This is a genomic window from Thermotoga sp. 2812B, from assembly GCF_000789335.1.
Classification (GTDB): domain Bacteria; phylum Thermotogota; class Thermotogae; order Thermotogales; family Thermotogaceae; genus Thermotoga; species Thermotoga maritima.
Genome location: NZ_CP003408.1, coordinates 1,522,283 through 1,544,551 on the forward strand (window position 1 = coordinate 1,522,283; position 22,269 = coordinate 1,544,551).

At 49.0% G+C, this 22,269-nt stretch carries 22 protein-coding genes; 8 read left to right on the top strand and 14 right to left on the bottom strand.

Annotation, left to right across the window (positions count from 1 at the left end; genetic code table 11):
• Positions 1 to 268 precede the first annotated feature (268 nt).
• From T2812B_RS07895 to T2812B_RS07925, 7 genes are read left to right on the top strand one after another with little or no spacing between them, the layout of a single operon-like run.
• A complete protein-coding gene (locus tag T2812B_RS07895; protein WP_008195365.1) occupies positions 269 to 1,093 on the top strand; it encodes a phosphate ABC transporter substrate-binding protein PstS in 825 nt (274 codons plus the stop codon).
• 49 nt (positions 1,094 to 1,142) lie between these two features.
• Positions 1,143 to 1,970 carry a PstC family ABC transporter permease gene (locus T2812B_RS07900; protein ID WP_008195367.1) on the top strand — a complete coding sequence of 276 codons (828 nt, stop codon included), beginning with the start codon at positions 1,143 to 1,145 and terminating at the stop codon, positions 1,968 to 1,970.
• A complete protein-coding gene (gene pstA / locus T2812B_RS07905) occupies positions 1,967 to 2,797 on the top strand; it encodes a phosphate ABC transporter permease PstA (protein WP_008195369.1) in 831 nt (276 codons plus the stop codon). Before T2812B_RS07900 ends, pstA begins: the two co-directional genes overlap by 4 nt.
• On the top strand, positions 2,781 to 3,536 hold the full coding sequence (pstB, locus tag T2812B_RS07910; protein WP_004079999.1) for a phosphate ABC transporter ATP-binding protein PstB: 756 nt from the start codon (positions 2,781 to 2,783) through the stop codon (positions 3,534 to 3,536). Before pstA ends, pstB begins: the two co-directional genes overlap by 17 nt.
• Before the next feature lie 14 nt (positions 3,537 to 3,550).
• Positions 3,551 to 4,249 carry a phosphate signaling complex protein PhoU gene (phoU, locus tag T2812B_RS07915; RefSeq protein WP_008195373.1) on the top strand — a complete coding sequence of 233 codons (699 nt, stop codon included), beginning with the start codon at positions 3,551 to 3,553 and terminating at the stop codon, positions 4,247 to 4,249.
• Positions 4,224 to 4,904: a response regulator transcription factor gene (locus T2812B_RS07920; RefSeq protein ID WP_008195376.1), complete on the top strand. Its 681-nt coding sequence runs from the start codon at positions 4,224 to 4,226 to the stop codon at positions 4,902 to 4,904. The genes phoU and T2812B_RS07920 overlap by 26 nt, the downstream gene beginning before the upstream one ends.
• Complete coding sequence (locus tag T2812B_RS07925) at positions 4,885 to 5,844, top strand: cell wall metabolism sensor histidine kinase WalK (protein WP_038051043.1); 960 nt, start codon at positions 4,885 to 4,887, stop codon at positions 5,842 to 5,844. Before T2812B_RS07920 ends, T2812B_RS07925 begins: the two co-directional genes overlap by 20 nt.
• On the opposite strand, the gene T2812B_RS07930 is transcribed toward T2812B_RS07925, so the two are convergent.
• The 3 genes from T2812B_RS07930 to aspC are packed head-to-tail and all read right to left on the bottom strand — an operon-like array spanning position 5,837 to position 10,517.
• The gene (locus T2812B_RS07930) at positions 5,837 to 7,669 is read right to left on the bottom strand and encodes an ATP-binding protein (protein WP_008195379.1); all 1,833 of its coding nucleotides are present in this window, start codon (positions 7,667 to 7,669) and stop codon (positions 5,837 to 5,839) included. The two genes, T2812B_RS07925 and T2812B_RS07930, sit on opposite strands and share 8 nt — an antisense overlap.
• A gap of 6 nt (positions 7,670 to 7,675) precedes the next feature.
• The gene (locus T2812B_RS07935) at positions 7,676 to 9,409 is read right to left on the bottom strand and encodes an ABC transporter ATP-binding protein (protein WP_008195382.1); all 1,734 of its coding nucleotides are present in this window, start codon (positions 9,407 to 9,409) and stop codon (positions 7,676 to 7,678) included.
• Positions 9,384 to 10,517, bottom strand: coding sequence for an aspartate aminotransferase (gene aspC / locus T2812B_RS07940; protein WP_008195383.1), 1,134 nt, complete (start codon positions 10,515 to 10,517; stop codon positions 9,384 to 9,386). The genes T2812B_RS07935 and aspC overlap by 26 nt, the downstream gene beginning before the upstream one ends.
• A gap of 106 nt (positions 10,518 to 10,623) precedes the next feature.
• Between aspC and T2812B_RS07945 the strand changes: the two genes are divergently transcribed.
• A complete protein-coding gene (locus T2812B_RS07945) occupies positions 10,624 to 11,274 on the top strand; it encodes an HAD family phosphatase (protein ID WP_008195384.1) in 651 nt (216 codons plus the stop codon).
• Here the strand turns inward: T2812B_RS07945 and T2812B_RS07950 are convergent.
• Genes T2812B_RS07950 through T2812B_RS08000 form a run of 11 tightly spaced genes read right to left on the bottom strand, consistent with a single transcriptional unit; the run spans position 11,258 to position 22,252 of the window.
• Entirely contained in the window at positions 11,258 to 12,988 is a 1,731-nt protein-coding gene (locus T2812B_RS07950) for an NAD+ synthase (RefSeq protein WP_008195386.1), read from the bottom strand. The two genes, T2812B_RS07945 and T2812B_RS07950, sit on opposite strands and share 17 nt — an antisense overlap.
• Complete coding sequence (locus tag T2812B_RS07955; protein WP_008195387.1) at positions 12,954 to 13,529, bottom strand: hypothetical protein; 576 nt, start codon at positions 13,527 to 13,529, stop codon at positions 12,954 to 12,956. Before T2812B_RS07955 ends, T2812B_RS07950 begins: the two co-directional genes overlap by 35 nt.
• Positions 13,530 to 13,531: 2 nt before the next feature.
• Positions 13,532 to 14,467: a phosphoribosylformylglycinamidine cyclo-ligase gene (gene purM / locus T2812B_RS07960; protein ID WP_008195390.1), complete on the bottom strand. Its 936-nt coding sequence runs from the start codon at positions 14,465 to 14,467 to the stop codon at positions 13,532 to 13,534.
• Positions 14,464 to 15,657 (bottom strand): phosphoribosylamine--glycine ligase, encoded by a 1,194-nt coding sequence (purD, locus tag T2812B_RS07965; RefSeq protein ID WP_008195392.1) that lies wholly within the window; start codon positions 15,655 to 15,657, stop codon positions 14,464 to 14,466. The genes purM and purD overlap by 4 nt, the downstream gene beginning before the upstream one ends.
• A gap of 12 nt (positions 15,658 to 15,669) precedes the next feature.
• On the bottom strand, positions 15,670 to 17,028 hold the full coding sequence (locus tag T2812B_RS07970) for a bifunctional phosphoribosylaminoimidazolecarboxamide formyltransferase/inosine monophosphate cyclohydrolase (protein WP_008195395.1): 1,359 nt from the start codon (positions 17,026 to 17,028) through the stop codon (positions 15,670 to 15,672).
• A complete protein-coding gene (purN, locus tag T2812B_RS07975) occupies positions 17,009 to 17,626 on the bottom strand; it encodes a phosphoribosylglycinamide formyltransferase (RefSeq protein ID WP_038051046.1) in 618 nt (205 codons plus the stop codon). The genes T2812B_RS07970 and purN overlap by 20 nt, the downstream gene beginning before the upstream one ends.
• Complete coding sequence (purF, locus tag T2812B_RS07980; protein WP_008195398.1) at positions 17,587 to 18,882, bottom strand: amidophosphoribosyltransferase; 1,296 nt, start codon at positions 18,880 to 18,882, stop codon at positions 17,587 to 17,589. The genes purN and purF overlap by 40 nt, the downstream gene beginning before the upstream one ends.
• A gap of 4 nt (positions 18,883 to 18,886) precedes the next feature.
• The gene (gene purL, locus T2812B_RS07985; protein ID WP_081502004.1) at positions 18,887 to 20,698 is read right to left on the bottom strand and encodes a phosphoribosylformylglycinamidine synthase subunit PurL; all 1,812 of its coding nucleotides are present in this window, start codon (positions 20,696 to 20,698) and stop codon (positions 18,887 to 18,889) included.
• Positions 20,698 to 21,339: a phosphoribosylformylglycinamidine synthase subunit PurQ gene (purQ, locus tag T2812B_RS07990; RefSeq protein ID WP_008195403.1), complete on the bottom strand. Its 642-nt coding sequence runs from the start codon at positions 21,337 to 21,339 to the stop codon at positions 20,698 to 20,700. Before purQ ends, purL begins: the two co-directional genes overlap by 1 nt.
• Positions 21,336 to 21,584 carry a phosphoribosylformylglycinamidine synthase subunit PurS gene (purS, locus tag T2812B_RS07995; RefSeq protein ID WP_008195405.1) on the bottom strand — a complete coding sequence of 83 codons (249 nt, stop codon included), beginning with the start codon at positions 21,582 to 21,584 and terminating at the stop codon, positions 21,336 to 21,338. The genes purQ and purS overlap by 4 nt, the downstream gene beginning before the upstream one ends.
• A complete protein-coding gene (locus T2812B_RS08000; RefSeq protein ID WP_008195407.1) occupies positions 21,560 to 22,252 on the bottom strand; it encodes a phosphoribosylaminoimidazolesuccinocarboxamide synthase in 693 nt (230 codons plus the stop codon). The genes purS and T2812B_RS08000 overlap by 25 nt, the downstream gene beginning before the upstream one ends.
• Positions 22,253 to 22,269 lie beyond the last annotated feature (17 nt).

The window sequence follows — 22,269 nt, forward strand, 5'->3', positions numbered from 1 at the left end:
CTGTTCATCTGGAGATCCAATTTTTCGATGATCTCCTCGTACACAGTATGCACTCCCCCTGGAACGAGTTATGGCACAAAACGTTCTCACAGGGAACGTTTTTTCATATAATGCTATTTTCCGTTCTGTTATAGAACGATAGTCTCACAAAATCGTTCTCTTTCAGAACGAAGAGTCGGCTTAACATTTCTTAACAAACCGTGTGAAATCACACAAAGAAAATCTGGAAACTAAGAAGTGATAAAATCCTGATGTGGAGGTGTCTCTTATGAAAAGGTTTGTGGTACTTCTTCTTTCGTTAGTTTCGGTTTTTCTTGTGGCAGAAACGCTCGTCATCAAGGGTTCCAACACGATCTTTCCCATCGCCCAACTCTGGATCGAAGAGTTCAAAAAGCTCCACCCGGATCTTCAGGTGACTCTCGAAGGTGCGGGCTCTTCCACAGGAATCGCGGCTCTCTTCAACGGAACGACCGACATCGCCAACTCGAGCAGATGGCTCAAACCCTCTGAAATCGAGAGAATGCACAAGGAAGGAAAATACTTCATTCCTTTCCTCATCGCTTTCGACGGAATAGCGATCATTGTGAACAAGGACCTCGGGATCGATGACATCTCCATAGAGACGCTGAAGAAGATCTATACAGGAGAGATCCAGTACTGGTCACAGGTGAATCCAAATCTCCCGAAAAAGAGAATCGTTGTTTACTCGAGAAACACCGCTTCTGGTACCTACGAAACGTTTGAAAACAAAGTCCTCGGTGGAGCGAGAATGGCTCCTTACGTGAGAATGGTCGAGAGCACCCAGCTCGAGATAGAGAGTGTTTCCAAAAATCCGTACGCTATCGCCTACGTCGGTGTGGGGTACGTCACAGACGATGTGAAAGTCCTGAAGGTGAACGGTATCTACCCGACGAAGGAAAACATTCTGAAAGGAAAATACCCGATAGCAAGACCTCTCTTCATGTTTGTCGATGCGACGAACGGATTCCCTGAAATGAGAAGCCTCGTCTTCGAGTACATCATGTTCGCCTTCTCGAAGAAGGGACAGGAACTGGTCGAAAAGGCAGGTTACATAGCCGCTTACGGTCAGTGAGGAGGGATCGAAGCTGAACAGAACCCTGGCGAATTTCCTCAGAAAACTGGTGATAGTCGCTCTTTCGGGTACTGGCATTCTTGCCCTCTTTCTCCTGGTTTTCTTTCTGATCAGGGAAGCCTGGCCCGCCCTCGTGGAAGTCGGGGGCGAGCTTTTCACGAGTATCTACTGGTATCCAACGGCGGATCCCCCAGAATACGGTATGCTCGCTATGATAGCTGGAACTCTTCTGCTCACGGCTTTTTCTTCTGCCGTGTTACTTCCCCTCGGTTACCTTATAGCCTTTTTCCTACACACTTACGCTAAAGACTTCGAGAAAAACCTCATAAGAACCACAGTGGAATTTCTCGCCGGGACACCTTCTGTAATCATAGGACTCTTTGTTCTTCTGTACATCGCTCCTATTCTGCTCAATTTCGATGTGTGGTCCACCGAGAACTTTCTGCTCGCATCCATCGGACTCATTCTCACGGCCCTTCCCTACACCGTTTCTCTTTCCCTTGAAGCACTCGACTCTGTCGATGTGGCCCTTGAAGAGAGCGCCCTGGCACTCGGAGCAACTCGATTCACCACGGTTTTCAAGGTTACCACCAGAGCGGCGCTTCCCGGCATACTGAACGCCTTCGTCCTGACCGTGAACAGAGTTGTCGGTGAAACGATGATCGTCCTCATGGCTGGCGGAGGAGCTGCCATAATACCGCGTTCTTTCTTCGATCCAGTAAAACCTCTGACAGCCGCGATTGCGAGCGAGATAGGTGAGGTGGCCGTTGGAAGCATGCATTATCATGTGCTCTTTGCGGCCGGGGTTATACTTCTTGTGATCTCCCTTGTTCTCACAGGACTCTCTAGGTACATATCGGGGAGGCAGACAAGATGAGAAAAGACCTGATCGCTTCGTACGTTTTCAGAGCGGTGAGTTACGTCGCCTTCGCAGTTGTTGTGATCATGTTCGTACTGATTCTCGCGGGAGGGGTGAAGTACTTTTCACCTTCTTTTTTCCTGGATTATCCGAAGAACGGTATGACGGAGGGAGGAATCTTTCCCGCCATCCTCGGCAGTTTCTACCTCATGGTGCTCACGTTTCTCATATCGATTCCTCTTGGGATCTTCACCGGGGTGTTTCTCTCTGAATACGGAAACAACGTGATCGCGAAGTGGATAGATATCTCTCTGACCGCCCTGAGCGGTATTCCTTCGGTTGTCTATGGACTTTTCGGACTTGCCTTTTTCTGCGTGGCCCTTCAGTTTGGAACCTCCATGCTCGCTGCCGCGTTGACTCTTTCTCTCATGACACTTCCCGTTATCGCTTCTTCCACGAGGGAAACCCTGAAGGCCATACCTGTTGAGATAAGGGAAGCGGCGCTGGCACTCGGTGCGACAAAAGAAGAGGTGATCTTCAAAGTTCTTCTTCCCGCTGCGAGGAAAGGGATCATAACAGCGGTTCTCGTCGGTGGTGGAAGAGCTCTGGGAGAGACCGCTCCTGTTCTGCTCACGGGAGCTGTGTTTTATTCAACGCAGCTTCCGAAGAGTCTTCTCTCTCCTGTTATGACCCTGCCAACACACATATACTACATCACAGCGGCGTACGGCGAGTCAGCCCAGTGGATGGCAAAGGGAACGGCCGCTTTTCTGATGATAGTAGTTGCCTTGATATATGGAACAGCTTTCTTTTTGAGGAGGAGAAAGAATGGAGCCCATCATTGAGATTGAAAACTTCAGCGCTTACTACGGTGAGAAGATAGCCGTCAAGAACGTGACGATGAAGATCTTCAAAAACCAGATAACCGCAATAATAGGTCCCTCTGGATGCGGTAAAACAACTCTCCTGAGGAGCATCAACAGGATGAACGATCATCTGCCTGGATTCAGGGTTGAAGGGAAGATATACTTCAAGGGACAGGACATCTACGATCCACAGCTCGATGTGACGGAGTACAGAAAGAGAGTCGGTATGGTCTTCCAGAAACCGACACCTTTTCCCATGTCGATCTACGACAACGTCGCGTTCGGCCCCAGGATACACGGAGTGAAGAGCAAACACATTCTCGATCGGATAGTAGAGGAATCATTGAAAAAGGCAGCCCTATGGGACGAGGTGAAGTCAGAACTGAACAAATCTGGTACTAGACTCTCCGGCGGTCAGCAGCAGAGACTCTGTATAGCGAGGGCCCTCGCCGTTGAACCCGAGGTGATTCTTCTCGATGAGCCGACATCGGCCCTCGATCCCATAGCGACTCAGAGGATAGAAAAGCTTCTGGAGGAACTCTCCGAGAATTACACCATCGTGATCGTCACGCACAACATCGGCCAGGCGATAAGAATAGCGGACTACATAGCGTTCATGTACAGGGGAGAACTCATCGAATACGGACCGACAAGAGAAATCGTGGAAAGGCCAAAAAACAGGCTCACCGAGGAGTACCTGACAGGAAAAATCGGATGATGGAGGCGGAAAGTATGGTCGATCACGTTCACTTCGAAAGGGAACTCACACTTCTCAAGTCTGATGTCTCGAAGATGCTCTTTCTGGTCTCTGAGTCTTTGAACGACGCGATAGAGAGCCTCGAAACGATGAACGAAACACTCGCCAGGAAGGTCCTCGAGTCGGACGATATGATAGACGAACTGAACAGGGAGATAGAAGAAAAAGCCTACCAGATCATAGCGAGGTACAACCCCATTCTGAAACAGCTCAGGTACATCATCACCATCTTGAAATTTTCAAACGACCTGGAGAGGATAGGAGATCTCTCCTGCAACATAGCTGAGAAGTGTCTCTTTCTCTCCAAGGAGAAGGTCAAATTCGAGATGCTTAAGGAACTCAAGGATATGTTCGGGAGCACCCTGAAAGTGGTTCAGGATGCTTTCAAAGCCTTCGTTGAAGAGGATGTGGATCTGGCCTTCAGGCTCTGGAAATTCGACGACGTGATAGACGAGATGGAAAAGAAGATCAGAAAAATCGTGGTGGAAAGGATAAAGGAAGGAAACATCTCGGCCGAGCTAGCGCTGGTTTACATACTCATCGCAAGAGATCTTGAAAGAATGGGAGACCATGCCAACAACCTCTGTGAGGAGGTCATATACATAGAAACGGGAAAAAACATGAAGGAATTCCTGAGGGGTGTTGAGAGTGGGAATGAAGGTGCTGATAGCTGAAGACGACGAAGACATAAGGAGCGTGTTGAAGAGATACCTGGAAACCGAAGGATACGAGTGTGACGAAGCAGAGTCCCTTTTCGATCTCAAGAAAAAACTCTCTGAAGGAACGTACAACGTGCTTCTCCTCGATCTCATGTTTCCCGACGGTGTGGCGATGGACGAAATTCCCGAGATGAAAGTTTCTCACCCGGAAATGGCCATCATCATCATCTCGGCAAGGGACAGGGACATGGACCGTATCTTTGGAATAGAGCTTGGAGCGGACGACTACGTGACAAAACCATTCAATCCAAGGGAAGTTCTCGCACGTGTGAAAGCGGTTCTGAGAAGGATGGGAAAAGAACAGAAGGTACTGAGATTTGGAAGACTCGAGATCTTTCCAGAGGATTACATAGTCAGATACGATGGAAAAAACGTTGAGATGACAGCCAAAGAGTTCGAGCTTTTGAAACTCCTCGCCACAACTCCGAACAAGGTCTTTTCAAGAGAGGAGATCCTGAACAGGGTGTGGGGAGACGACTACGTCTCTGACAGGGTGGTGGATGTCCACATCAGCGCCATTCGATCGAAGATAGGAAAGGGATGGATAAAAACGGTGAGGGGATTGGGATACAAGTTTTCAACGCGGGGTGATGAGGGTGATAGAGCTTGAAGATCTCGATCATATCAGAGAGGCGGTCGTGATACTGAAAGGGCTGGAAGTGGAAGGTGCGAACAAACCTGCTGAGAGACTCGGCTTCAAAAGAGGAAAGAATCTGATGTCGATCTTCACGTGCAGAGAGATGGACAGATTCATCAAAGAGGTTCAAGAAAAAAAGAATTTCTCCCTCGAAACGAACGCCTATTTTTTTGAACCCCACTCGAAAAGATTCGTTTCCTTCCACTTTCTACCAAAGAAAAATCTTCTCTTCGTGAGCGATCTCACCGAGGAGAGAACCCTCAGCGAGGCTAAACTCGATTTTGTAACGGCCATCTCACACGAGTTGTTCACACCTCTTTCCGCGTCGAAGGCGAACGTTTTTCTTCTGAAGGATTTAGAAGACGATCCAGAAAAACTCGAAATACTCAAGAAAGTTGAGCGCTCTTTGGACAGGATGGAAACGATTATAAGACAGCTCAAGGTGCTCACCATGATACAGCTGGGTCTTTACGAACTCAAGATGGAGCACATTCCTGTCGGAGAAATCGTTCACAGGGTCCTGGAAGAGCTTCGAGAAAAGATCGACTCAAAGAAGATCGAGGTGAACGTTTCCGTGGATGTTGAAACAATCGAAGCGGACAGGTTTGTGTTCTACACAATTTTGAGGAATCTTGCTTCAAACGCCGTGAAGTACTCTTATCCCGAGTCTGTGGTGGAGATTTCTATCACCGGTGAAAGACTGAGTGTGAAAGATCAGGGAATCGGCATCAAAGAAGAGGAGAAGAGCAGGATATTCGAGCGCTTCTACAGAGGTTCAGAAGCACTCAAAATGGCACCCGGTTCTGGCCTGGGACTTTCCATAGTGAAACACCTGTGCAACACGATAGGTTACAGATTGGAAGTGAACTCTCAGTGGCTCGTTGGATCGGAATTCATAGTTTACTTCAAATGATGAACTTCTCTTCTTCCCATGTTTTTCCCTCCGGGTACCATCCGCCTTCTCTCGTACACCAGGCTGGAAGTGGAAACTTCACCGTGAGAGGAAGGTTCAAGAACGGCTGATCTATGATCACTTCTCCCTGTCTCAAGAGTGCTGCTTTTCTCTTGTAGTGCTCTGTGAGATGCGAGTATTCGGGTTTTATGAGTTCGGCTCCTTTCTGCCTGCCCACAACCACCGTGGCAGCCTGCGTGATCACCCTGTAGTCCACTTCGGAAGCGGTCTGTTCGGCTCCAATGAGGATTACTCTGAAAGATCTTCCTCTTTCCGCCACATCTCTGAAGATATTCGCGAGGGCTCCTCCGCCGTGTCTTGGTGCGTACTTGTTCAGCTCGTCCAGAAAGATGAAAACGGGCTGAGTGAAACCACTGTTCCTTTCTTTTTCTCTCATTACCTCGGAAAGAATTGCACCTACAACAAACGACTGTGCACGTTCTCTCAGCTTCGAAATGTCGATGACTGTGACCCTTCCCGGCACGTTCCAGTCGATTCGATAATTGGTCTGCCACGGTTCCACTTTCAGAGGCGGTTTCACCCAGAGTCTGTCGAAGTCCATCTTTTGAGCGGCTTTCAATCTCCTGATCAGCATCCCGATCGTCTGCTTCTGGACATGTTCACCCAGAAGATACTCTCTTGTCCTTCCACCTTCTCCAAGATCTTTTATCAAACTATCGAGATCAAGTGGAAGATCCACGACCTCACCTTTTTTCATCACTACTTCGCGCAGTGCCTCTGACGGCAGTTTTTTTCTGTCAACGATGTATCCCTCTTTCAGAAATTCCTGGTACATCTCTTCCATTCTCTGGGAAAGGTGCTCCTGAAGGGACCAGACCGCGAGCTGAAAATTCTGGTTTCTCGTCATCTCGTCTGGATCGAACATGAGCTCCAGAAGGTTCATTTCAACGATGTCGAACACGTCCCAGCCGTAAACATTCACACCGATCAATCTCTTGTTGACGTCCGGTATGTAAGCACCCTTCTCCCTGCTGGGAGCGTAGAATGCGACATTTTCAAAAGGTTTCGGTTCAATGCCGAGAACCCTGTACATTTCATCCCATTTCTCCCTTTCTGAATACCACTCCTTCGAAAAACGATCGAGAAACAGCAGACTCTCTCCCTTCACGTTGAAGATGATGTATCTCGCCTCTCTCAGCTCTCTCATCAGCTCTCCATCGTTTTTGCTGGACGTTTCTATCATCGACTTAACGAGGAACGTGGTGTAAGAGGTTTTCGCCGCAACACCGGACTGTCCGGAAACGTTTATGTGGGCTCCGTTGTCTCCCAGGATGTATCTCAAATCGAGATAAGCCGGCCTTCCGTTCTTCAGCAAGCCAACCGGCAGTGCAACGTTCTTTCTCTTCAACTCATCGAATCCAAGGGCGATGTCTATCTCCTCATCTCCGACGAGGAAGACAGGGGAACCTATGTTTGGAGGGATCTCCGGAGCGTCTTCGAGGAGTTTGTCACCTTCTTTCAGAAACGATCTTGTCACCTTCACCTTCGCGATGTATATCGGATAGGCAGGTTTCAACTTCTCGAGCGCAACTTCTTCTTCGTAGCCGTTTCTCAGATCTCCATCCCATTTGTTCTGTATATCAACGATCATTCCGTACGTGACGACGGTGCCGTACCCCGTGAGGTACTCAACCTTCACAACATCCTCTATCTGAGCGAATACCTTGTACGCTTCTCCTGTCTTTTCGGCGGTCATTCGAACGAAGAATTCGTACGGACTGGACTGGAATATACCGGTGACAACCCCTATCTTTTTTCCACTCATTTCGCCCTATCCCTCCTCGATGAGCTGTTTTCTGTACATTCTACTGTACATACCACCTTTGATCATCAATTCCTCGTGAGTGCCCTCTTCTATCACTCTTCCCTCGTGCAGGACGTATATCCTGTCGGCGTTTTTCAGCACCTTCAGTCGATGCGTGATGACGACGATTGTTTTTCCTTTCATTCCTTTCCTGATTGAATCTATGATCCTTTCCTCAGTTTCAGGGTCAACAGCTGAAAGACAGTCATCGAATATGTAAACCTCGAAATCTCTTATGAGAGCGCGAGTTATGGTGATTCTCTGTTTCTGACCGCCCGAAAGCGTCACACCTTTTTCACCAACAATCGTGTCGAATTGCTCCGGAAAGCTCATGATATCGTCGTAAACGGCCGCGAGCTTTGTCACTTCTTCGAGCCTCTTCTTATCGACATTTTCCAGACCGACTGTTATGTTGTTTCTCACCGTGTCTGAGAACAGAAACGTTTCCTGTGGAACCAGAGTGACGATGGATCTGATGTTCTCCGACGAAACATTGTTAATGTCCACACCATTTATGAATATCTTTCCCATTTCCACCGGATAGAGCTTCATGAGGAGCTTTGCTATCGTGGATTTCCCGCTCCCAACGCTGCCGGCGATGCCTATCATTTCTCCCCTGTTTATTTTTATGGTGATGTTCTTCAGAACTTCCCGTTCTGTTTCGGGGTATCTGTAAGTCAGGTTTCTCACTTCAAAACTTTCAAAGTGATCTATCCTGATTGGTTTCTCGGGTTCTTTAACCTCGGGCTGGGCGGTGAAGATCGTGTCCAGACGTCTCATAGCCGCTCTTCCCCTCTGGAACAGATCCACCATGAAACCGTAAGCCATCATCGGCCAGACGAGCATTCCCAAATAGGAATTGAAGGCTATGAAATCGCCGAGAGAGATCTTCCCGTTTATAACGGCTCTTCCACCGTAAAGAAGGGTGAGGAAAAAAGCGGTCGAAGCGATAAGGTTGATGAGGGGCCTGAAGATGCTGGAGACTTTGATTGCACTGAGTGTGTCTTCAAAGTTTTTAAGTGCCCTGTTTTCAAATATCTTGAACGAAACGTCTTCTACCGAGAAGCTCTTCACAATGCGCACACTCGAAATCGTTTCTTCGGTGAACCCGGAAAGTTCCGAGAAAGATTTCTGAACTTCCGATACTTTTCTGTGTATGAGTCGTCCAAAGCTCATCGAAACAGGGACGAGAAGCAAAAGCGGCGCAAAGCTGATCCAGGAGAGCTTCCATCCCACGTTACCTATCATGAAGAAAAAGACCAGCACGATCATGATGAAAGAATCAAAGAAGAGTATTGCACCCTGGCCAAGCACTCTTCTCAGAAGGCTAAGGTCGTTGGTGAACCTTGCCATGAGTTCACCGCTTTTCATTCGATCGAAGAATCCGGGAGTGAGACTGAGCAACTTTGAGAACATCTTGTTCGATGCCTCGAGGAAAAACTTCCTTGCAGTACCACCAAGGAAGAACCTCCAGAAGAACCTTCCAATGAACATCCCGCTCGCGGCGGCCATCACCCAGAATAGCATTATTTTAAGTGTATCGAAGTTCATCGTCTCTGTGTTCAGCATGTCGACGATCTTTCCGATAACACGTGGAATGTAAACCTGAAGGAGGTCCACCGCGATGAGCGAAAGAACGCCGAAAAGGTATCTGTGCCAGTTTCTCTTCAGGAAATCAACGAGAATTGAAGAAGTCTTCAATTCTATCCAGCGCCTCCGTAAGTCTTTCTGCAGATATGGCAAAAGAAAGCCTCACAAACCCCGGCTTCAGAAAGGCGGATCCTGGAACGAGTGCGACCTTTTTTTCTTCTAAAAGTCTTTCACAGAATTTCACGTCATCACCTGGAACTTTGAAGAAGAGATAGAATGCTCCCTCTGGTTCCACGAACTTAACACCCATCTTTTTCAATCTTTCCACTACGAAATCTCTTCTTTCCTTAAAGGTCTGAGCCATGTAAGAGTTGTCCACTTCTAAAGCCCTCAAAGCGGCGTACTGTGCTACCGTGTTGATACAGGAAGTTGTGTGGGACTGGATTTTTGAAACAGCGGTCGCCACTTCTTCGTTCGATATCAGGTACCCCACCCTCCAACCGGTCATGGAGTGGGACTTCGAGAAGCCGTTTATGTAAACTATCCGGTCGAATCCTTCGGAAACGTCGAGTATCGATGTGAATTCGTCCGTGTAAACAAGTGAATCGTAAACTTCATCGCTGATTATGTAGAAATTCCTTTTCATAGCAAGCTTCACAAGTCTTTCAAGGAACTCTCTTCTGTACACCACACCGGTGGGATTGTTCGGCGAGTTGATAAGAACGGCTTTCGTTTTCCCAACGAGAAGTCCTTCTATCTCTTCCAGACTGGGCTGGAAATTTTTACTCATGAATGTCTCAACCACATTCACTGTGCCACCAGCGAGGATGATCTGGGGAATGTAGCTGACCCAGACGGGAGAAAACACGATCACTTCGTCGCCGGGATCAAGAAGAGCCATGAAGACATTGAACAGAGCCTGTTTTGCCCCGTTCGTCACCACAACCTGATCTGGTGAGATGTTCTTTTTGTATCTCTCACCTATCTTTTTTGCTATACCCTCTCTGAGTTCGTAGATACCACGAGGGTCTGTGTATTTCACTTCTCCTTTCTGGAGAAATCTCACCGCTTCTTCCACGATGGGTTTCGGTGTGGGAAAATCCGGCTCACCGGCCGTTAGATTGATCACGTCTTCTCCTTTCTTTATAAGAGCCTTGGCCTTCGCGTCGAGTTCCATGGTCTTCGATATTGGGATCTCTGATATTCTCCTGGATACCATCTAAAACCCCCCTGGTTGTGGTTTCATATTTAATACTACCACAAAGATCCGATTTATACAGGTTAAACTTTTCATGTTATTCTTTTAAAAGAAAGGAGGAGTAAGGATGGAAGCGGTGATTTTCGATATGGATGGAGTGCTCATGGACACAGAGCCTCTCTACTTCGAAGCTTACAGAAGAGTCGCGGAAAGCTATGGAAAACCTTACACGGAGGATCTCCACAGGAGGATAATGGGAGTTCCAGAAAGAGAAGGTCTTCCCATTCTCATGGAAGTGCTGAAGATAGAAGATTCTCTGGAGAACTTTAGAAAGAGGGTCCACGAAGAAAAAAAGTGTGTTTTCTCTGAGCTTCTCAAGGAAAACCCAGGTGTGAGAGAGGCGCTTGAGTTCGTAAAGAGCAAAGGAATAAAACTTGCGCTCGCAACCTCCACACCGCAGCGAGAAGCTCTGGAAAGGCTGAAAAGACTCGATCTCGAAAAGTACTTCGACGTCATGGTGTTCGGTGATCAGGTGAAGAACGGAAAGCCTGATCCAGAGATATACCTTCTCGTTCTGGAAAGGTTGAATGTGGTCCCAGAGAAGGTTGTGGTCTTCGAAGACTCAAAGAGCGGTGTTGAAGCCGCAAAAAGCGCCGGCATAGAAAGAATCTATGGAGTCGTTCACTCCTTGAACGACGGTAAAGCGCTTCTTGAAGCGGGTGCGGTTGCTCTGGTGAAACCCGAGGAAATCCTGAACGTTCTCAAAGAGGTTCTTTAAATCTGTTCGTGATCGGCATTCTCCAGTCTTTCCCAAAAGCTCTCGTGGAGATCTTCACGCCGATAGCGGCCTGTTTTCTCTTGTATTCGTTCTTTCGTACCATTTCCGTCACGTCGAGCACGGTCTTCCTGTCGAAGCCTTTAGACGCTATCTCTTCTGGATCGAGCCCTTCTTCTATGTAGAGTCTCAGTATTTCATCGAGCACCTCGTACGGTGGTAGTTTCTCCTGGTCCGTCTGACCGGGTTTGAGCTCAGCCGTGGGGGGTTTCACGAAAATGTTTTCCGGAATGATCTCTTTTCCTCTCCAGCTGTTGTACCATCTTCCTATTCTGTAAACGTCTGTCTTGTAAACATCCTTTATAACGGCGAATCCTCCCGCCATGTCTCCGTAGAGAGTCGCGTATCCCGTTGCCATCTCGCTTTTGTTTCCTGTCGTGAGAACGAGCCATCCGAACTTGTTGGAAAGTGCCATGAGGTAGTTTCCTCTGATCCTCGCTTGAAGGTTCTCTTCGGTTATATCTGGTTCTCGCCCGGCGAAGACGTCTTTGAGCGCTTCGAGGTAGGAGTGAAACACATCCGTGATGGGAATGATGAAAGTCTCTATGCCCAGATTTTTTGCCAGTGTTTGCGCGTCTTCGATACTTTCTTTTGAGGTGTACATGGACGGCATGAGAACACCTTTCACGTTTTCTTTTCCCAGAGCTTCTGTTGCTACGACCGCGACGAGAGAAGAGTCCATTCCACCGCTGAGCCCTATCACGACCTTTTCAAAACCGTTTTTCTTCACATAGTCTCTCAAACCCGTGATCAGAGCCCTGAACATCTCTTCTTCTCTCACAGGAAGAGGATTCACCACCGGTTCAAAATGCCCGGATTTCTCCCGGAGATTTCCCGCTTCCACGGTTTTCACCGGATAATTATGGGTCTTCATGTACCTTCTTCTCGGATCCACAAGGGAGACCCTGAGGTTCTCGTCCAGATCCAGATCCACCGTGATGATATTCTCTTCGAAGAGCTTTCCGTAATTTATGACTTCTCCTGAAGCGTCGACCACCATGCTTCCTCCATCGAAGACGAGCTCGTCCTGACCCCCGACCATGTTGCAGTAAGCCACGGCCACGTGGTAGTCGTAAGCCTTCATAGAGAGGTAATCTTTTCTCAGAGCAGGTTTCCCCACGTGGTAGGGAGAAGCCGAAAGATTTGCTATGAGATGAACTCCCTCACCTAAGGAAAGCGAGGCACTTGGTTCCACCGGATTCCAGATGTCTTCGCAGATGGTAATACCCACTTTGATTTCATCCATTTTCACGACGAGGAGTTCTTCTCCGGGTTTGAAGTATCTTCTCTCATCGAAAACCCCGTAGTTCGGCAAAGATATCTTCCTGTACACTCCAAGGATCTCACCGTCTTTCACAACCGCGGCGGCGTTGTACGCATCCTCGTCGCTGTCTATGAAACCCATCAAGACGGTAACACCAAGATTCTTCGTGTGCTGAGCGAACTTCTGAAGGTATTTTCTGTTCTCTCTGAGGAACGAGAGCCTAAGCATGAGGTCTTCGGGAGGATAACCGGGAAGAAAGAGTTCTGGAAAGATTAGAAGATCACTTCCCCGGTCTTCCGCCACTCTGAGGGTTTCTACTGCCTTCTTTAGATTTCCCTCGAAGTCTCCAAGAGTCGGATTAAGCTGAGCCAGCGTCACTCTCAGTCTTTTCATAGGATCCCTCCATTACCCGGTACATAGAGTAAACCAGAACAACTCTCAAGAGATTCGATATTATGGAACCCAGATACGGTATGAACCAGACGATGAATACAACGGCCGCAGAGAGGAACACGTCCGCCGTTTTCTCTCCTTTGAACACCATTCTGTAGTTCTTTTCCAGGACGCTGGAAGGAGGTTCGTTCTTCACGGAAAGCAGAGGAGCAAAGAAGAGAAACATGAAGGCCACAAAACCGGGAAGGACGAACAGAGAAAAACCAGCGCTTATCGTCAACCCGTAAAACGCTGAAAACACGAGAAGACTGAGAGGATTTTCTCTTCTTCTTGGAATCAGAAGAGCCCCCATCAGCAGTGCAAGCAGTGTTTCTTCAAAGAGTTTTATGACGAAGAAATCGAGGCTCAGAAAATCGTACTTCCCAGTGAAGATGTAGAGCATTTCTGCCACAAACCCCAGAACGAGAGCCATAACGCTTATCACAGCGAGTTTTGTGTTTTGAACCATCTCCTTGAATCCCTTCACGAAACTCTCGATCACACTTATCCCTCCTCACCTCCGTACTCGATTTTCCAGTCTGAAGAGACCTCCCCAACGACTGTTCCCTCTACTCTGGCCAGAACCTCGTCCACTTTTTGTTTTTCCACGATCAGAAACATTCCAACACCCATGTTGAAGGTGTTGACCGCTTCGTTGAAGTCTACATATTTCAATATCCAATCAACGAAGTCCCTCTTTGGCAGAGAAACGTGCGCCCCAAGCTTTCCGAGGACTCTCTTCAGAGCTCTCAACACTCCCCCACCAGTTACATGTGCGATCCCTTTCACCAGGTCGAACACTTCGATGACTTCTCTGTATATGCGTGTTCCTTTCAGAAGTTCAAAGGGAAGTTCCTCGATCTTTATGGATTCCTCTTTTATGATCCTTCTTATGAGGGACCAGCCGTTCGAGTGGAACCCCGATGACGGAATACCAACAATCACATCTCCTTCTTCTATCTTATCAACTGGTATTTGTCTTTCTAAAACACCGACAGCGAAGCCCACAGCGTCCCAGTCTCCACGATAAACATCGGGCATCTCGGCGGTCTCACCGCCCACCAGTTTCATGCCCACACTGTCAAGGACGCTCACGAGCTCTTTTATGAACGATTCGTGTTCCTCGGAGATTCTCTCGACCCCAAGGTAGTCCAGAAAGGCCACAGGCCTCGCTCCCACGCAGACCAGATCGTTGTAGTTCATACCTACAAGGTCTTCGGCCGCGTAGCGCCAGGTCCCGTGCTTTCTGTGAAGGATGAGTTTGGTGCCGATCCCATCGGCTGTTACAACAACCGGGGGAGTTGTGATCGTGAGTATGGAAGCGTATCCCGTGGGCTCTTTCATCACCCATTCGGGAAGCTTTACAGCGCTTTTTATAGTTTTCGCAAAGCTTTCTCCCCTCTCGACATCGACTCCTGCTTCTCTGTAAGTGTATTTCATAGAGCGATATCCCTCCTGTAGATCTTGCCTTCGAAGTGGACCTTTTCCGCGAGTTCGTAGGCCTTTCTTCGAGCCTCTTCCTTCGTTTCTCCCGTTCCTATGCAGTGAAGCACACGTCCTCCACTGGTCACGAGTTTACCATCTCTTTCCGCGACTCCCGCAAAGAATATGAGACCTTCTTCTGGAAGGGTGATCTCCTTGCCCTTTTCGGGAGCGTCAGGATAGCCCCTCGCCGCGAGAACGACGTCTACAGCGAATCCCCGAGGTTTCACCGGCTCCATTTTACCCCCGCGGTATCCTTCAAGAACTGCGTTGATGAATCCTTCGGGATTCAACGTCACTATCACTTCCGTTTCTGGATCGCCCAGTCTCACGTTATACTCGAGTATGTAAGGATCGCCATCGTGAAGCATGAGGCCAAGGTAGAGGAATCCCCGGTATGTGTAACCTTCCTTTTCCACTCCCCACAGAGTCTTATCGAAGAGCTCCTCGATCTTTTTGATCGTATCGGGAGGGATTTCTACAGGTCCCCAGGAGCCCATACCTCCCGTGTTCGGTCCCCTGTCACCGTCCATCAGCCTCTTGTAATCTCTGACGAAGGGAAGGATCACGAAATCCCTTCCATTCACGACCGCCATGGCGGAAAGTTCGTTCCCAGCGAGAAATTCATCTATCACAACAGGGCCTTTCACACCTTTTATGAGTTCTCCGATTATAAGTTTCGATCCCTTTTCGATGGCTTCTTCTTCAGAGTCGAGGATCAGAACACCCTTTCCTCGAGCGAGCCCGTCCGCCTTTATCACGTAAGGAGGGGAAAACTTTTTTATCTTCTCTCTCAACTCCTCTGGGGTTTCTGCCACTTCGAAGCGAGCGGTTCTTATACCGTACCTCTTCATGAACCTTTTGGCGTAGACCTTGGATCCTTCGAGCCTTGCGACCTCTTTCACCGGTCCGAAGACGTTGGATTTCCAGTTTGCAACACCCTCTACCAGGAATTCCTCGGATCCCGGTATCACAATGTCCTCTTCGGGGATGGCTTTCAAGGTCTTTTCCCCTTCATAGGGATGGTTCGTTCCATCTCTCTTCGTTCCGGCGTTTCCCGGATAGAAGTGGACTTCGTACCCTTGCTTCGCGAAAGCCCATCCTATCGCGTGTTCCCTTCCTCCGGAACCAAGTATGTGTACTCTCACCGCTTTCACCCCTCAGTGCCTGAAAACCCTGCTCGGAGCTTTGTAGAACGTGATTCCAAGTTCTTTGGCTTTTTCGATCACTTCTTCGTCTCTTATGGATCCGAGAGGAGCGACCACCGCTTTCACACCCGCCTGAGCGAGTATTTCGAGCGAGTCTGGGAACGGGAAGAACGCATCGGAAGCCGCAACTGCTCCCTTCGCTTTTTCCCCTGCCATCACGGTGGCGATCCAGGCAGCTCTCTTTCTCGAAGGCTGCCCGCTCCCTATACCCACAGTCACGCCGTCTTTTGCTATGAGAACCGCGTTGGATTTCACTCCTTCCACAACACGGTAGGCGAATTCCAGATCCTCAAGCTCTCTTTCCGAGAGAGGCTCTCCAACTACCAGTTCAAAACTTCCTTCAGGGTACTTTCTTTCACTCAAGACGAGAGAGCCAAATGCCATCTTTCCAGCCCACGGAGTGTAACCCTCAGGTTTTAAGAGACGCACTTTTTTCTTGGAGAGAATCTCGATTGCTTCCTGTGTGAAAGAAGGTGCCACGATCACCTCGAGGTACTTTTTCAGTGACTTCGCCACTTCTCCGTCCATTTCGAAGTTCACGGCCAGGATTCCTCCAAAACTGGATTCGTCGTCCGCCTCGATGGCTTTTTTCACGATTTCCACTTTGTCTTCTCCTATCGTGGCACCACATGGGGACTGGTGTTTCACTACAACCGCACCCATCTTTGGCAGATTCTTAGCCACGAACCACGCGTTTTCCGCGTCCAATATATTGTTGAACGAGATTGCCTTTCCCTCGTGTAAGATCTCAAAAGCGGGTTTTCCGTATACGAACACCTTTTCATGAGGATTCTCTCCGTACCTCAACTGGAGATCTTCTCGCTTGAAGGCGAGAGAAATCCCCTCGACAAACTGGTTGGCCCTTATCGAGTCGTACACGCTGGTGAACGCAAAAGTCATTCCAGCGAGGTACTTTCTCGTCTCCTCATCATCTCTCTCAATTGCGAGTTTGAGGGTTTCCATGTCGAAAGCGGGTTTCACCTTTTTCCAGTTCTTGGCTGCCGCTCGAAGAAGAGCAACTCCTCCTATATCGATGTCTGGAGGTGGATAGAGATCCACAAAGACCACATCCCATCTGGGTTCTGGTCCGAGGATGCCAGCGAATATCTCCGGGTGGAGAGTCTTCACGAGTCCTCCGAGGAGATTCTCGAAACCCGTTATGGTGCTCACGTCGTTTGCTTCTATTCCGTTCGCTTTCAGAAACTTAGCGGTACCGGAGCTCGCCCAGATCTCCCAGCCGTTTTCGTGGAGTTTTTTCAGAATGTCCAGATATTTTTCCTTCTCGTAGAGACTAACCAATATCCTCTTCAAGAATAACCCTCCTTCCTTCGATCTTCCATTTTCCCTCCAGTACCTTTTGAATGACGAGCGGATAGTACTGATGTTCTATCTTATGGATCTCTTCTTCCAGTCTTTCAAGAGTCCAGTCTTTCTTTATTTCAATTGCTTTCTGAAAGATGATGGGGCCGGTGTCGACTCCCTCATCGACGAAGTGGATGGTGATTCCTGTGACCTTCACACCGTATTCGTAGGCCTTCTCGATAGCGTGGGTCCCGGGGAACGCGGGAAGAAGCGAAGGGTGGATGTTGACGATCTTCCACTTCCACCTTTCGACGATTTCTGCCGGAAGAATTCTCATGAAACCGGCGAGGACCACAAGGTCGGGATTCAACTCTTCTAGTCTTTTTTTCAGAGACTCTGCCCAGGGTTTCTCGAGCCTTTCCCAGGGAATCTGCAGTCTTTTCGCTCGTTCTATCGCATAGCAGTTTCTGTCCACAAGGAGCATCTGGATTTCCGCACTCAATTCACCGCTTCGCACCGCGTTCACGATCGCTTCGAAATTGCTTCCGTTTCCCGAAGCGAGAACAACTATTCGTGGAGGTACTCCCCGCTGAAGCACGCTACACACAGTTCACTCCTCCCGATGGCTCTTTTCAACCCTTCGAGTGAAAGGTAAAAGAGAGAGTCTGCGTTGACTATTCTTTTTACTTCTTCCACGGCACGTTCTCCCGCGACGAGCTCTTTCTTCCTTGCGGTGTCTATTCCGTAGAAACAGGGGAAACGCACAGGTGGAGAGTGTATGCCAACGTGTACTTCCTTCGCACCCGCCTCTCTCAATATCTTCACGATGATGCCCATGGTTGTTCCTCTGACGATCGAATCATCGATGACAACAACCCTCTTTCCACTCACAACGTCTTCTATGGGGACGAGTTTTTTCTTGACGATCTTTTCCCTGTCCACCGGCATGATGAAACTTCTTCCCACGTATCTGTTCCTCATGAGACCAATGTCGAGAGGTATACCCGAAGCCGAAGAAAATCCCATCGCTCCGGAAAGTCCGGAGTCCAGCACCGGAACGACCACGTCCGCTTCTATCGGGTTTTCTCTGTAGAGTTCTTCACCCATTCTGTAACGGGCTATGTGTACACTCTGATCGAGAAAGTGACTGTCCGGTCTCGCGAAATAGATGAATTCGAAGGAGCAGAACCGCTTTTCTTTTTTGGAGAACCTCACCGTTTCTGTGCCGTTGTTCGAGAAGAACACAACCGTTCCGGGAGGAACTTCTTCTATGTCTTCCACACCTATCGCTTTCAGCGCTGCGTCTTCCGATGCCACAACGATTCCGTCACCGTATTTTCCATAGAAGAGGGGACGAACGCCGTGCGGGTCTCTCGCCGCAGCGAGGAATTCTTCGTGGAGGATGAGAAGAGAGTAAGCAAGAGGAACTTTCTTCAGCGCTTTCACTATGGACTCTTTCAGGTCGCCTTCAGACATCGAGATAAGATGAAGGAAGACCTCCGAGTCGAGCGAGCTCTGAAAAACCGCTCCTTTTTCTTTGAGCATCTCTATCCACTTTTCGCCGTTGGGTATGTTTCCGTTGTGAGCGATCGCGAGCCTTCCCTTTCTCGTGAACGCCACGATTGGCTGAATGTCCTCGAGCGATCCCGCCGTGGAGTACCTCACGTGTCCAATACCCTTTTCAGCGTCTTCCCACCTGTCTTCGGTGAGAACGGTGTCTACGAGTCCTTTTCCTTTTATCGTTTTGAACCCGTCTACCACAACACCCACACTTTCCTGTCCTCTATGCTGAAGACCGAGAAGCACATCGTGAAGGACAGAAAAGGCATCTTTCACATTCCAGACTCCTGCGATTCCGCACATATCATCACCTCGAGAGCGTTCCGATTTCTCTCACGGGAACATCGACTACGGGAGTTTTCTCAGAGAAGACGAGCACCATCTGATGCGCCGGTTCCACTTCTGGCAGTTTCACTTCGACCTTCAAGCCGTACTCCTTGAAAGTCTCCACGTGAGTTCTCGTCAGAAGCTGTGACGAAGAGAGGATGAAAGCGCCTTCTTCTGAGAGTTTTCTTATGGCTCTCCAGAGTTCTTTTTCCCTTTCGAGGTCGAAGTCATTCCATCCCACCGCGAACACCTTCGAAGGCTTTGGTTTTGACACCTTCTGCGGGTTCACTTTCCCCAACATTCCCACAACCAGAGTGGGTGGAATGGGTTTTCCCTGGTACGTGTTGTAGAGAGAAGCGTTTCCCGATGCAACGGGAACACCGGAGAATTCGCAAGCGTTCTTGAGAGCGGTCATCATAGCCGAAAGTCCCACCGGATCAACATCGGGATCTCCGTAATTCACACAGTTCGTTATAGCGAGGGGTTCCGCACCAACACTGAGCGTCTTTCTCACGCTCTCGAGCACAGCTATGAAGGTTCCCCAATAGGTATCCTGAAGGGCCAGATCCGCCCTGCTGTGTGTGACGAGGGAGTACCCCCCGTCTCTCTTTATTCTCATCACGGCCGCGCCGAATCCGGGTGGAACCACGGTATCCGTTCCGACCATGTGGTCGTACTGCTCGAAGACTTCCCTCGCGTTCACCTCTTCGAATTCCACCCTTTCGAACTCTGGAATCTTTCCGGGTGTGTATTCGACCATGTCCTCTTCTGGGGCGTTTGCGAGGAGCTGGACGGGAACTTCCATGACGAGATCGTCTCTGTACATCACCCTGTAAACTGGTTCTTCTATCACTTCGGCAACGACATCGCCGAAAAGAAGGTGCTTCCTGGCTATTTCCAGAATGCGGCCCGCCTTCTGAGGTGATGTGACGACCGCCATTCTTTCCTGGCTTTCGCTTATGAGGATTTCCCAGGGCTCCATATCTGGTTCTCTCAGGGGAACACGGTCCAGATGAACGATCGCTCCGAGATTCCCTTTCGCTACAAGTTCCGAAGTCGCGGACAGCACACCACCCGCTCCCAGATCCTGAGCTCCTTCCACGAGTCCCTCTTCCACCATCTTCAGGAACGCTTCTATGAGCATCTTCTCAGCGAACGGGTCACCAACCTGAATTGAAAGCTTGGTTGCCTTATCACCCGTGAGATCCTCCGAAGCGAAAGACGCTCCGTGGATTCCATCCCTCCCTGTGGCTCCTCCGAAGATCACTATGACCTGCCCCGGTCTCGATGCTTTCGAATCGACCAGCATGTCGTTTCTCACAACACCCGCTGCGAGCACGTTCACGAGGGGGTTGTGTGCGTAGAGTGAGGAGATTCTGAGTTCTCCACCGACCGTTGGAACACCTATGGAATTACCGTAATCGGCTATTCCCTCTATGATACCGTCTATGATTCGGGACATGTGGAGTGAATCGAATATGGCCGTTGGACGGGCTCCCATCGCGAGGACGTCTCTGATGATTCCACCGACACCCGTTGCTGCGCCGTTGTAAGGTTCTATCGCACTCGGGTGATTGTGGCTCTCTATCTTGAAAGCGACTGAATAGTAATCATCCAGGTTCACCACACCCGCGTTTCCCTCAAAACCGGTTTTCGGTAATCTTCTTATGTATTTCTTTGTGTGGGAGTATCCGCAATGTTCGCTCCACATGACTGAAAAAGCCTGAAGCTCGACGAAGGTGGGTTCTCTTCCAAGCTTCTCCTTGAGAATGTTCAGATATCTCAACTTCATCACCTCTTCAAGTAGTTGAGGATGGACTGGAATACTTTCTTTCCGTCTTCTCCGCCTATGAGCTCTTCAACCGCCCTTTCCGGGTGGGGCATGAGACCAAAGACATTTCCGCTCTCGTTCAGAATACCCGCTATTCGTTCGTCTGAGCCGTTCACGTCTTTGACGTATCTGAGAACCACGTTCACGTCATCTATCTTCACGTATCTTCCAAAGCCGTGTGCTATCGGTATTCTTATCTTTTCTCCTTTTTCGAAAGCGTTCGTGAACGGTGTGTCGTTGTTTTCCACGATCAAATCCACCCATTTGCAGATGAACTTTCCAGACGAATTTTGAAGAAGGGCTCCTTTCAGGAGTCCCATCTCTATGAGGATCTGAAATCCGTTGCATATTCCCATTATCAGCTTTCCTCTTTCGGCGGCTTTTGCTATTTCGAAGGCGATCTTTTCTCTTGCGGCAACGGCACCGGGCCTCAGATAGTCTCCGTAAGAAAACCCTCCAGGTAGAATGATCAGTTCGTAATCGTCCAGCTTGTCGTCCAGCCCGACGTAACTGGGCTCGAAGCCGTTTATTTCCAGAGCGTAATACGCGTCTCTGTCACAGTTGGAACCTGGATAGACCACCACACAGGCTCTGGGCTTCACAGCTCCCTCACCTCATATTCCTCAACAACCGGGTTCACCAGTAGTTCTTCGCAGGCTTTCTTCACGATTTCGTACGCTTTTTCTTTGTTTTCTGCTTCCACTTCGAGGTGGATAGACTTTCCAAGTCTCAACTTTTTCACCGGAAGACCTTTTTCTTCCCTCAGAACACGTTCGATCGTTTCTCCGCGCGGATCCCTCACGTTGCTCTTGTACTGAACGTCTATTGCGAATTTAAAGAGCGGCAAAGTTCCAGCACCTCCCTGTACTTTTTTAAGGGATCACCAAGATCCCTTCTGTACACATCTTTATCGAAGATTTCACCCTTCTTTCTCAGTCTGAACGTGTCGGGAGAGATTTCGTCACCGAGAACGACGTTTCCATCTTTGTCGAGGCCAAACTCGTACTTTATATCCCAGAGCTCGAAATTCGCCCTTTCAAAAAACTCTTTGAGAGCGAGAGTGGCTTTCACCGCCGCTTCTTTCATCTTTTCTGCCTGCTTTTTTGTTGCGATGCCGAGTATTTCGAGATGATCAACACAGACCATTGGATCGTGTCTTTCGTCGTCTTTTATGAAGAACTCAACGAGGGGAACTGGAAGGTCTTCCCCTTCAGCTCCACCGTACCTTCTCACGAAAGATCCTGCCTTTTTCAATCTCACGACCACTTCGAGAGGGAACATTTTCAGAGGAATGACTTTCAGCGTTCGAGAGGGGATGTATTCAACGAGGTGGGTTTTGATACCTTTCTCGGAGAGATATTTCATGAGGATAGCGGTTGTTTCTGCGCAGATGGATCCTTTGCCTGTTAGAACATCGTGCTTCAATCCGTCACCAGCGGTTATATCGTCTTTGAACTCGAGCAGGGCATAGTCGCCGGTGACCTTAACAATTTTTGTCTTTCCTTCGTAATTCACGCGCTCGCCTCCCCGCC